Annotated in this window: 8 protein-coding genes; 1 reads left to right on the top strand and 7 read right to left on the bottom strand. The window is 38.4% G+C overall.

Annotation, left to right across the window (positions count from 1 at the left end; all coding sequences use genetic code 11):
• Positions 1-45: 45 nt before the first annotated feature.
• From AC27H3_RS01295 to AC27H3_RS01265, 7 genes are all read right to left on the bottom strand, one after another.
• Positions 46-1,443, bottom strand: coding sequence for a CmpA/NrtA family ABC transporter substrate-binding protein (locus tag AC27H3_RS01295; protein ID WP_085301483.1), 1,398 nt, complete (start codon positions 1,441-1,443; stop codon positions 46-48).
• A gap of 350 nt (positions 1,444-1,793) precedes the next feature.
• Positions 1,794-2,873: a CmpA/NrtA family ABC transporter substrate-binding protein gene (locus AC27H3_RS01290; protein ID WP_487103077.1), complete on the bottom strand. Its 1,080-nt coding sequence runs from the start codon at positions 2,871-2,873 to the stop codon at positions 1,794-1,796.
• 9 nt (positions 2,874-2,882) lie between these two features.
• Entirely contained in the window at positions 2,883-3,524 is a 642-nt protein-coding gene (locus AC27H3_RS01285; RefSeq protein ID WP_487103075.1) for an ANTAR domain-containing response regulator, read from the bottom strand.
• 372 nt (positions 3,525-3,896) lie between these two features.
• Positions 3,897-4,232: a nitrite reductase small subunit NirD gene (gene nirD, locus AC27H3_RS01280; RefSeq protein WP_487103073.1), complete on the bottom strand. Its 336-nt coding sequence runs from the start codon at positions 4,230-4,232 to the stop codon at positions 3,897-3,899.
• Between the two features lie 28 nt (positions 4,233-4,260).
• Positions 4,261-6,804 (bottom strand): nitrite reductase large subunit NirB, encoded by a 2,544-nt coding sequence (gene nirB, locus AC27H3_RS01275; protein WP_487103071.1) that lies wholly within the window; start codon positions 6,802-6,804, stop codon positions 4,261-4,263.
• Positions 6,805-7,055: 251 nt separating this feature from the next.
• On the bottom strand, positions 7,056-8,828 hold the full coding sequence (locus AC27H3_RS01270) for a bifunctional protein-serine/threonine kinase/phosphatase (protein WP_487103069.1): 1,773 nt from the start codon (positions 8,826-8,828) through the stop codon (positions 7,056-7,058).
• Between the two features lie 6 nt (positions 8,829-8,834).
• Positions 8,835-10,307: a NarK family nitrate/nitrite MFS transporter gene (locus AC27H3_RS01265; RefSeq protein ID WP_487103067.1), complete on the bottom strand. Its 1,473-nt coding sequence runs from the start codon at positions 10,305-10,307 to the stop codon at positions 8,835-8,837.
• Between the two features lie 842 nt (positions 10,308-11,149).
• Here AC27H3_RS01265 and AC27H3_RS01260 point away from each other — a divergent pair.
• Positions 11,150-12,502 (top strand): NAD(P)/FAD-dependent oxidoreductase, encoded by a 1,353-nt coding sequence (locus tag AC27H3_RS01260; protein ID WP_487103065.1) that lies wholly within the window; start codon positions 11,150-11,152, stop codon positions 12,500-12,502.
• The last annotated feature ends 22 nt before the right edge of the window (positions 12,503-12,524 follow it).

Raw genomic sequence — 12,524 nt, 5'->3', positions numbered from 1 at the left:
GTTGATGCTAACCATGAGTTTAATCATGGTTAGCACACAAATGACTTAAAGTTTGTCACCTTGTTTAAGACCAATTTTAAATTTTTCTAAGTAAGCATTTGGCTTGTTACCGTCATATACAATGTCATCAATAAAGTGTTGTTGAGGTGGCTTAAAACCTGTTTCTGTAGCGAAGTTAGGAAACTCATTGGCAGGAATTATTTTCTCAGCAATTAAAGATTTAGCCGCTTTTTCATAAATGTCGGGACGGTAAACTTTTGCAGCAAGATCTTTGTACCATTGGTCACTTTTATCATCGCTAATTTGTCCCCAACGACGCATTTGCGTTAAGTACCAAATGGCATCTGAATAGTATGGGTAAGTTGCGTTGTAGCGAAAGAACACGTTAAAGTCAGGCACGGCACGTTTGTCGCCTTTTTCATATTCGAAAGTACCTGTCATTGAGTTAGCAATAACATCATAATCTGCACCAACATAGTTAGATTGAGATAATATTTTTACGGCAGCAGGGCGGTTAGCATTGCTGTTATCATCTAACCATTTAGCCGCTCTTATAAGTGCACGGGTTAAGCGAATAGTGGTATTGGGGTATTTTTCAGCGAATTTTTCAGTAATACCAAATACTTTTTCTGGGTTGTCTTTCCAGATCTCATAATCTGTAACAACAGGTACGCCGATATTTTTGAAAACAGCTTGTTGGTTCCAAGGTTCACCCACACAGTAACCATGAATAGTACCGGCTTCCATGGTTGATGGCATTTGCGGTGGCGGTGTTACAGAAAGCAATGCTTGTGCATCAATTTGGCCTGATGTGTCACCTTTATGAGGTGCGTAGTAACCAGGGTGAATGCCACCAGCAGCTAACCAATAACGTAATTCATAGTTATGGGTAGAAACCGGAAATACCATCCCCATTTTGAATGGTTTACCATCATCTTTAAGTGCTTCAATAACCGGCACTAATGAATCAGCTTTAATTGGGTGAACAGGTCTACCATCAGCCATTTTAGGAATGTTTGGCTTCATTTTTGCCCAAATATCATTTGATACAGTAATCGCGTTACCGTTTAAATCCATTGAGAAAGGCGTAATAATATTGGCTTTAGTACCATAACCCATGGTTGCCGCGATAGGTTGACCCGCCAGCATGTGTGCACCGTCTAAGGTGCCGTCGATAACACCATTTAACAAAACCTTCCAGTTAGCTTGTGCTTCAATAGTTACGTATAAACCTTCATCTTCAAAGTAGCCGTTTTCATAAGCGATGGCTATGGGGGCCATATCTGTTAGCTTAATAAAACCAAATTTTAGTTCTTCTTTTTCTGGCTCGCCTAACTCTGCAGCTTGTATAGATGACGTTAATAATGCGCCTGAGATACAAATACCTGCAATTACAGCATGGCATAACTTTTTATATTCATTTTTTATACGTACTTTCAACATACTTTTCTCCAAATAAAAAAGCCCACAGCACTTCGGTACAATCCGAGTGCTGTGGGCTACAATGCCAAACTAATAATGACTACGCCGTTGCAGTGCAATTAGTTTTAACGAAATTAGTTTTGTAGGTTTTACTTGTTTGTTAATACAACCGCTGTTGATTGCTTTAACGTAAAAACTCCATTTTTATAAAGCATATATAGTGCCATAAATTAATGTCGTTAAAAATCAATGGTATAGTATTTTGTTGGTTTGTGATTTTAATTTATAATCTAAAATTGACTCATTAATGTGAAACGAGTGCACAAGTTTGGTGACTTTTTTTGCTATTCAGACTTCAGAATGACTTATATTCAATTGCATTTGGGCGAGTTGATCGCGTTATCATATATATCTTTTCTAAAGATAGCAGCAATACTTAATTCAGCACGTTGTTGGCTACTAATATGGCCAGACTCTTTCATTAAGTTGGCAATATTTTCCCCACAATACTGTCCAGGGTTGTTAAATTCTGAATTGCCTAAGGTAGAAAATTGATTATATGTCGGTATCTTTCGCGGTGTTGTGTCGTTAAATGTTAAACAACTACCGAGTAACGAAGGTGCTATAACATCAATATTTGTGTCTAGGTAACATGAACGGCTTAATAGTCTTGCTGCTTCAAACCGGTTGGGTATATTTTCAAGCCATTGGCATGCTTCATATAAAGCCGAAACCAAAGCTAACGTTGTTTGAGGGTGTTGCTGTTGCCAATTAGACATTAAGCCTAAAACTTTTTCTGGGGAGTTTTGGTATAAATCTGATGAAGTTACACCTGTTATACCTACACCGTCACGAACGGCTTTCGCATTCCATGGACCACCAACACAAAAACCATCAAGGTCGCCAGACTGCATTGATGGCATCATGTCAGAAGGGGGGACAATTAATAAATTAATATCTGACAGTGCAATATCACTTCTTTTAAGCCATTCAATAAGTTGATAATAATGGCAGCTATAAGGAAAAACGACAGCAAAGGTTAATTTATTACCTTCTTTTTTGCGCTTTTCTATTTCATTAAGCAGAATATTTGCCGAAAAAGGCATATCTATTTTCGTGGTGTTTTGTTGTGTTAATATTTTTTTATATAGCTTCGTGGATAAGGTGATGCCATTACCGTTACGACTCAATATTATTGGAGTAATCACCTGAGATTTTTGACCATATAAGCCTAATTGACTGGCTATAGGCATTGGAGCTAACATTTGTGCAGCATCGATAACACCTAAATGTAATTTATCTCGTAATGTTGCCCAAGAGTTTTGCTTGTTTAAGCTTACGTTAAGCCCCCACTTTTTAAACATCCCCATTTCATGGGCAATAATTACCGGTGCACTATCGGTTAATGGCATAAAGCCAAGCGTTATATTTTTCTTTTCAACATTAAACATTTTTTTTCTCTAAAATATACTGGCAACTGATAGGATATTCTTGGCAACATCATCCATTTTTTGACTGTTATCCATCGCTATTTTTCGGATAAAATTATAGGCATCTACTTCGGAAAGTTGTTTAGTTTCCATTAACCAGCGTTTCGCTTTATCGATATTTTTTTGACTGGATAATTTTTGTTTTGTATCTGCAAGCTCTTGTTTAAGGCCTTGAAAAACACTAAACCTGGCAATGGCTACTTCAACAACTGATTTCACTCTTTGTTGACTCACTTCACCAACTACATAGGCACTCACCCCAGATTTAACTAACTGATTAATCGTGGGGTTTGGGTGTTGTTGCTCTGAAAAAACGATGATAGGTTTAGGCGCAAATTGGGATATTTTATTGAGATTTTCAAGCATATCTCTATCGGGAGACTCTATATCAATAATGATGATATCTGGGTTTAATTGCTCAACATCTTTTAATAGAGGAACACCAGAGTGTGCAATATGATGGATGTCATAGTCGGTACTGGTAAGTTTACTGATTAATGCTCTAGCTTTTGCATGATTATTCTCTGCAAGCAGTATTTTTAACTTTACAGTGTTGTGCAGAATATGATCATGCTTAGTTAATGATAAGGTGTTTTTTTTCAATTCATTCACATTAAAATAAATACCCAGGTAAACCGAAATATAGAGCAGCATTCATACCACTATATAAAGTTATTTTATTTCAGTGGCTTGCTTTTTTATTTTGCTTTTACTTTGGTTTTAAATAGGCTTTTGTTAGTTTATGATGCAAGACTTGCCCTAAAATAATATCTTCATCACTTGAGTGGATATAACATTTTTTAAATTTTTAATTGAGCATTTTAAAATTTGTGCAACATAATGTTTAACCTGTCGGGTAACTTTTTATTTTAGTTGGTGGTTAGCTTTTTATATATTTGCTATCTATAAACAAAAATCCCAGTTTAGTCTCCTAACTTGGGATTTCTTACAGCAACAATTAAGTTAAACAATAGAACTAACCAATTAACCTAATATTTCTAGTTTGCCATCAGTTATACGCGTTTCGTACGTTTTAATCGTATAAGCATCATCATCTAAACAAACGCCAGAATTTAACATAAAACGTTGCTTTAATAATGGCGAGGCAACGTAAACATTACCTTTAGTCTCACCAATTAAACCGCGATACAAAACATTGGCTTTACCGAAAGGGTCAAAGTTAGAAACGGCATATACTTTGTCATTGCCAACTTGAAATAAAGCGACTTGTTCTTGGTTTGCTAATAACGCACATACACCTGAGTTTTTCACTAAGTCGCTTGTTGGGCAGATAGTTTGCCAGCTATTTTCTGTCGTCATATTAATGTCCTTTTTCTTTGGTAAACTTTTATGCTGGCGTTAAGTCAACTGCTTGAATTTTCACACCGTATTTTTTCTCTTCATCCTTAGCGGGGCGAATTTGTTCGCGCTCGGTAACGAATTCAATATTGCTATCGATGGCATCAGAGTTAACAAATTGGCGGAAACGTTTTAATTGCTCTTCGCTTTCAATGGTGGTTTTCCACTCACATTGATAAGTATCGACAACATTCTGCATTTGTTTCTCTAGTTCGTCATTAATGCCTAAATGGTCATCTTTAACAATTTTTTCCATGTAAGCTAAACCGCCTTCTAGGTTGTCTAACCAAACTGAGGTACGGGTTAATCGGTCCGCTGTTCTAACATAGAACATTAAATAGCGATCTATGTATTTAATCAGTGTTTCATCGTCTAAATCAGTAGCAAATAAATCGCCATGGCGAGGCTTCATACCACCATTACCACTCACGTATAAGTTCCAGCCATTTTCAGTGGCTATTACGCCGATATCTTTACTCTGGGCTTCAGCACATTCGCGTGTACAACCCGAAACCGCAAATTTAATTTTGTGTGGCGAGCGTAAGCCTTTGTAACGATCTTCTAAAAGAATCGCCATTGCCATACTGTCTTGTTGGCCGTATCTACACCAAGTGCTACCGACACAAGATTTAACCGTACGTAACGACTTACCATAAGCGTGGCCAGTTTCCATGCCTGCATCAATTAAGCGTTTCCAAATAGCGGGTAATTGGTCAACACGGGCACCAAATAAATCAATGCGTTGACCGCCAGTTACCTTAGTGTAAAGGTTGTATTCTTTCGCTACTTCACCAATAACAATGAGCTTATCAGGTGTAACTTCACCACCAGGCATACGTGGTACAACAGAGTAAGTACCATCTTTTTGCATGTTACCTAGGAAGATGTCGTTGGTGTCTTGTAGCGCCACATGATCTGGTTTTAAAATGTAGTCGTTCCATACCGAAGCAAGAATAGAGGCAGCAGCAGGTTTACAAATTTCACAGCCTAAACCTGAGCCGTGTTTTTCTAGTAATAGGTCAAAACTTTTAATTTGCTCAGCTTGTACGATATGAAATAACTCAACACGGCTATAAGCAAAATGTTCACAAATATCTGTACTGATTTCAACGCCACGTTTTTCTAATTCGTGATCAGTAACTTTTTTCAGTAACGCCGCACAACCACCACAACCGGTAGCTGCTTGTGTTGACGATTTAACTTGGCCAACATCAACAGCACCGCAATCAATGGCAGCAACAATGTCGCCTTTGGTAACGTTTAAGCATGAACATATAGTTGCGGTATCGGGTAAGGCGTCAACACCTAATGTTGGTTTCTCACCTGAACTTGGTAAAATTAATCCGTCAGGGTTTTCGGGTAATTCAATGCCATTTAAAGCATATTGCAGTAATGAGTCATACTCGCTGGTATCGCCGACTAAAACCGCACCGATTAATTCTTTACCATTTGGGCTAACGACAATTTTCTTATAAATTTGATCTGGCTGATTCGAATATACATAGCTTTTACAGCCTTCGGTTCTGGCATGTGCATCGCCAATTGAGCCTACATCCATGCCCATTAATTTTAACTTAGTGCTCATATCAGCACCGGTAAATTGTTGTTCACCACCAATAATGTTATCGGCAGCAACCTTTGCCATAGTGTAACCAGGGGCAACTAAACCAAAAATAAAGTTGTTCCAAAGGGCACATTCACCAATAGCATAAATACTGTCGTCAGAAGTTTTACAGTTGTTATCAACTACAATACCGCCGCGTTCACCAACAGCTAAATCAAATTCTCGTGCAAGGTTGTCGTATGGACGAATACCAGCAGAAAATAAAATAACGTCAGTTTCTAAATGAGAGCCATCAGCAAAGTTCATGCGATGAACACACTCTTCGCCATCAACAATTTCATTGGTAGCTTTTTGGGTGTGCACTTGTACGCCAATGCCTTCGATCATTGAACGTAATAATGCGCCGCCGTCGGTGTCTAATTGCACGCCCATTAATTGTGGTGCAAATTCAACTACGTGTGTTTGTAAGCCCAGTTCTTTAAGTGCATTTGCAGCTTCTAAACCTAATAAACCACCACCAACCACAACGCCAACTTTGCCAGCTTTAGCTGATGCTTGAATGTCGTCTAAGTCTTGAATAGTGCGATAAACCAAACAATGATCACGCTCTTTACCTGGAATAGGAGGAACAAATGGGTACGAACCTGTCGCCATAACAAGCTTATCGTAAGCGTAGGTTTCACCCGACTCAGTGGTTACCTCTTTCGCTGCTTTATCAATATGAGTGACTTTCGCGTTGGTGAAAAAATTAACGCCAATTTCGTTGTAATAGGCTGGCGAAGTCATGGCTAAATCTTCCGCCGTTTTGCCAGAAAAATATTCTGATAAGTGAACACGGTCGTAAGCTAAGCGATCTTCTGCTGATAGTACGGTAATTTCATAGCCTTCATGTTTTGCCATTTCATCAACAAAGTGATGACCAACCATGCCATTACCAACGACGACGATTTTTTGAGGTGCTGTGTTCATATTTTTACAGTCCTATTGCTTTTAATTAGCGCTATATTTGAGTAGCTAGATTTTTACTAGATTTTTACTAGATATTTGCAATAAACGAACCTGCAATAAACGAACCAGTTAACTTTTTTCAATTAATTCAATTGGCTAAGTTTTTTGTAGCGTATTAAAAGTAGATGTTTGCACTGTATTGAAGATGTTTACGCACCAAGGGTGTGCGCAAAAAAGTTTAAACTATTATTGATAAGTGGTGGGCTTAAAGCTTAGTGGAGTAACGCAAAAATTAGCCCAATAAATAATAAGGCTGATAATGATTGCCAAAATAAAATAGGGTTACGTTTTAATAACGGCTGACTGTTGTATTCTTCAATGGCATTTGTTTGTGGGTTACTTAAATCAGCAAAAAACTCTGAAAAAGCGTTATAGCGCAATTTAGGATCAGCCTGGGTTGCTTTTTGTAAACTTAAATCTAACCATAAAGGTAATTCAGGTCGAAACTGTTTAATGCTGCGATATTGCATGCTGTTATAATCTTTAATGGTTACCTCAGCCCGCTGCATAGGTTTATAGGGGAGCTCGCCTGAGAGCATTTCATAACAAATAACGCCTAAAGAAAATAAGTCACTTTGATTGTCTGCTCTCATGTGTAATAACGTTTCAGGCGCAATATAGTTTAAAGAGCCAAATGGCACTTCTTCTTTAATGGTTTCTTGGTTTTCATCGAGTGAAGCAACAAATACAGTGCCGTAATCAATCAACTTAATGTGGCCATATTGGTCGATCATAATATTGTCGGGTTTTAAATCACGATGCACTAAATCTAAACGCTGAAAGGCGCGTAATGCGCTGATAACCTGTTTCATAATATCACGAACTTGTGCAATGCTAGGTTTAGGATTGTCGTGTAACCATTCACCTAGTGTTTGGCCTTGCAAGTATTCGCAAACGTGATACAAAAATTGGCTGTTTTTTCTGCCGGGCAGCACTCGCATTACATTGCCGTGCTTAACGCGCTCGCCAACCCAAGCTTCTCGCATAAACCCTTGTAAATAAATAGTATCTTCTGCAAAGTTGGCTGAAGGTGTTTTTAAAACATAGGGTTTATCTGTCTCGATATCGATAACTAAATACAAATGTGATCGAATGCTAGCGTGAATAACTTTTTTGATCAGGTAGCCGTCTAGTTTCTGCCCAACTTTTAATGCTGGTGGTATGACTTTTGTACTAAGATCACGCTGGATTTCCGCCAGTTTACGATTCGGTACCGCTTTAACATAAACTAATAAGCAGGTGAGGTTATCGTTACTACCTTGCTCAAGTGCCGTGTTAACTATTTCAATTGAAAGGGCTTCTAAATCGCCTTTTTCTGGCGATACGGGTAAAGCATCAAACAGGGTTTTAAAAACCGGCTTTGTTATGTAATCATGAATACCATCACAACTGAGCATATATAAATCGCCCGACTGCAAATCAACCTGATGCACGTCAACTTCTAAGCGGTTATCAGCACCCAAGGCACGGGTTAATAAAGCTTGTTGGCCAATTTGCTTGCGATTATGGTCACGTGTAATAACCTCTAATTGAAGATTACGATACTTGGTAATACGCGTATCACCCACATGAAAAATATAACCAGTATTAGACTTAGCAATGAGCGCTGAAAATGTTGTTAACCACTGTGGAGAATTCTCGTCGGCTAAGCCTTCAACAAAATCACTTTGTGAATACAGCCAGTTATTTAAACTGGTTAATACTTTGGCAGCTGACTTCTGCGTTGACCAAGTTTCAGGGGTCGCGAGATATTCTTGAATAAATTGAGTAACAGCAAGTTGCGAGGCATCTGCCGCTTTATTAGCACTTGATAGCCCATCGGCAATAGCCGCAACAGCACCTTTAGCGCGTAATTCGTGGCTTTGGGGCACAATAGCGGCGAAAGCGTCTTGGTTTTCGGCCTTTAAACCTTTTGAAGAAAATCCGCCAATGCACAATTGCAAATCTGCAACCGTGCTTTGGTTTTGCTGGGTTTCATTACTCATATTTACTTAATGGCTAACATTAATTAACTCTACCGTACCATCTTCTCGTACTTCAGTAATAGTGCCTTTGGGCTCTTCCATAAAGAGTAACGTTGTGAATCCTAGCACTGCAGTAGCGGCTATCACCATAAAGAAGGTTGAATAATCAACCATGGTTAATACCGTTAAATAAACCACAGCCCCGACGTTACCATAAGCGCCTGTCATGCCCGCAATTTGCCCGGTTAATCTGCGTTTAATTAGTGGTACGGCGGCAAATACGGCACCTTCGCCTGCTTGCACGAAGAATGAACAAGCCATGGCTGTTACTACCGCTAACGCTAATGGCCATTCACCGGTGATTTCCGACATTGCAAAATAACCAATTGCTAAACCCGCCGTTAAAATTAATAAGGTTTTTTTACGACCAAATTTATCAGACAACCAACCGCCGCCAGGGCGAGACATTAAGTTCATAAAGGCATAAGTTGACGCTAACATCGCGGCATAAACCATACTTAGCTCAAAGGTTTCAGCGAAAAATAACGGTAGCATTGAAACAACTGCCAATTCTGAGCCGAATGTAGCAAAGTAAAGAATGTTTAATACCGCGACTTGCTTAAATTTATATTGGTGAATTTTTTCTACTGGCTTTGAAAATAAATGACCGTTTACTTTTATGGTTTGCTTAACTTCAATCGCAAATAAAACCACTAAACCAATATAGGCCAGCAATGCACTTTGATCTGATAATAAACTTACGCCTGCCGGTGATAATTTCCAAGTAAGTAAAGCTAAAGCACCATACATTGGCACTTTCATAATGAGTAATAGAAAGAAGTCGCCAGTTGACGTAACTTCCATTGCGCCAGTTTGTTTAGGTTTAAAGTAGGTTGAACCTTTTGGGGTATCGGTAACGTTTTTATACCAAATAATACTGAAAAGTAAGCTTAATGCTCCAGTAAAAGCAACAGCATATCTCCAGCCGTTTTCACCACCAAATACTAATGCCAGAGTCGGTAAAGTCATTGCCGCAGCAGCAGAGCCAAAATTACCCCAACCACCATAAATACCTTCAGCAGTACCCAGTTCATTCGCCGGAAACCATTCAGATACCATACGAATACCGATAACAAAACCAGCGCCAATAAATCCTAATAAGAAGCGAGACAATGCCGCTTGTTCAAAAGAGCTTGCAAAAGCAAACATAAAACAAGGGATACTACATACGGCAAGTAATACCGCGAAAGTTAAGCGAGGGCCATATTTGTCGGTTAACATGCCGATAATCACGCGAGCGGGAATAGTTAAGGCCACATTTAATAGCATTAAGGTTTTTATCTCTGCTTTAGATAAACCGAGTGAGTCTGCAATAACCGACACTAAAGGCGCAAAATTAAACCAAACAGCAAAGGTGATAAAAAATGCTATCCAACTCATATGTAAGGTTTTCATTTTTCCTTTAAATGAAAAAATATTAAGACTATCTTGACCGCTCATGCAACAACTCCTAAAAATTAAAATCTATGCTTTTATTAACCAGAGACACTTTTCTGCGTTAATAACAAATAATGGCTTTGTTATTTTTGTTATCAGACAGGCTTAGTTGAGTGCCAATAACAGTAGTGAACACTGAGTAGCAAATGCAATGCCAGACAATACTGATATTACTATGGTGTTGTTTTAATTGTTTTTTAGTGTATTTTGCATAGATAATTCTACACGTTATTAGGTTATGGCTGCACGATACAAAAGCGCCAACGCACAGATTAAGTGCAGAAAAAATGGTAAGCAATGCGTAACAGGTAAAAATAGGGTGTAATGATAAACAGCTAAGATCTCAATGTTAATCTTATTATTTGTGGAAAATATTTGTGGACGTTATTTATGGAAAGTATTTATGGAAATTATTTGTGGCAATGGTTTGCGCTTAGCCCGTTGTATTTAGCTTGAATGCTGGCTTAAGTATGATGGAGCTTACTCATCTTATTCGTAAAAGCCTTTGCTTGGCACTTTAAGGCCAGGTATTTTAAGTCTAGATACCTAACTCTAGTTACTTTAAGTTATAAGTTACCCACACCGCCTTTTTTATAAAACAATGCATGCCAGCACCATATCAGTGCATAAACTTATATAAATATCAGCATAATTATTATTATTTTGAACAACTCTATAAAGAAAACACTTTAATTACAATAAGGTAAAGGGGAGTGCAGAATTAAAAATCTCATGGCACATTACCTGCATTTAGCTCTATATAAAGTTTTTATAGTCACAAAAGAATGGCGAACTGAGTAACTTACCTTCGCTACCAACATAACGTGACAAATATAGGCAGTAAAATGGCTAATACCGAAAAACCCATAATTAAGCGTTCAAGCAGCAAGCCTGTTGAGTCAGTTGTGCAAATAAAACCTGCATTGGTGATCATTGGAAACGGTATGGCAACAGGTCGCCTGCTCGACGAAATAATCAAACGTACGCCGAATAAATACCAGATTACCGTGATCTCTAAAGAGCACTTTGGTAGCTACAACCGAATAATGTTATCAGCTGTTTTAGCGGGTGAAGCAACCATAGACAGTATTATGCAAAAACCACCAGCATGGTACAAAGCGCATCATATTAATTTTTTAAGTGGCGGTGTTGTTACTTATATCAATAAAGAAAAAAAGTACGTTGATTTAGCCTCAGGTGTGCAAATAGATTACGACGAACTTATTATCGCTACAGGTTCACGCACCGCTAAAATTCCAGCCAAAAATCAAAATATTACCGGAATATTTAATTTTCGAAATATTGCCGATACCGAAAAAATTCAAGCCTTCACTAAGCAAGCGGGCACAACTAAAAAGCAAGCGGTTGTGATTGGCGGTGGTTTATTAGGGTTAGAGGCTGCGTACGGGTTAGCGCTTAGCGGAGTCGAAGTAACATTAGTGCATCGTAACAAATGGTTGTTGAACCGCCAGCTTGATAAAGTGGCCGGCGTTATGCTGCAAACCATTATAGAACAAAAAAATATTAGCTTTGTTTTGGGCCATGAAGTTGCCGCTTTTGAAAGTAACATCGATCAAAGCTTAGCAGCTGATAATGAGAAAACTGAAATATTATCAGGTGTTACGTTAACCAATGGTACGTTTATTTGTGCGCAAATGGCCGTTATTGCAACCGGTATTACGCCAAACAAAGAATTAGCGCAAATCAGTAATATCGAAGTTAATCGTGCCATATTAGTTAATGATTACATGCAAACCAGTGAACTTTCGATAAGCGCTTTAGGCGAATGTTGTGAGCACCAAGGAGCTACCTTTGGTTTAGTTGACCCTATTTGGGCACAGTGTATTACGCTTGCTGAGCGTTTATGTCATAACCTAGAAAAGCCATTTTATAACGCACCTGTAGCAACCAAGTTAAAAGTGTCGGGTGTGCAGTTATTTTCAGCAGGTAATGTTGAAGTATCAGAAGATAGCCAATGTTTTACGCTATTAGATAAAAAAGCGCTTATTTACCGCAAGTTAATCGTTAAAAACGACAAAATAAGTGGTGTTGTGCTCTTTGGCGATGTGAGCTCTGGTATGGCTTATTTTGACCTAATGCAACAAGCAACAACAGTTACTCCTATGTTGCCAGAGCTTTTAATTGGCGAAGAGTTTGTCACCCTTAGCGATAATGAAAAGCAAGTCAGTATCGCATAACTTACTTTTGCAACATAAGGCT

It is taken from the genome of Colwellia sp. NW0002-52-1 (assembly GCF_057550865.1).
This window is presented reverse-complemented; position numbering and strand designations above follow the sequence as displayed.

Bases quoted from the DNA above. Each gene is read 5' to 3' on its own strand.
- AC27H3_RS01265 (WP_487103067.1), bottom strand. From the start codon at position 10,307: ATGAGCGGTCAAGATAGTCTTAATATTTTTTCATTTAAAGGAAAAATG.
- AC27H3_RS01270 (WP_487103069.1), bottom strand. From the start codon at position 8,828: ATGAGTAATGAAACCCAGCAAAACCAAAGCACGGTTGCAGATTTGCAA.
- AC27H3_RS01260 (WP_487103065.1), top strand. From the start codon at position 11,150: ATGGCTAATACCGAAAAACCCATAATTAAGCGTTCAAGCAGCAAGCCT.
- nirD (WP_487103073.1), bottom strand. From the start codon at position 4,232: ATGACGACAGAAAATAGCTGGCAAACTATCTGCCCAACAAGCGACTTA.
- AC27H3_RS01295 (WP_085301483.1), bottom strand. From the start codon at position 1,443: ATGTTGAAAGTACGTATAAAAAATGAATATAAAAAGTTATGCCATGCT.
- AC27H3_RS01290 (WP_487103077.1), bottom strand. From the start codon at position 2,873: ATGTTTAATGTTGAAAAGAAAAATATAACGCTTGGCTTTATGCCATTA.
- nirB (WP_487103071.1), bottom strand. From the start codon at position 6,804: ATGAACACAGCACCTCAAAAAATCGTCGTCGTTGGTAATGGCATGGTT.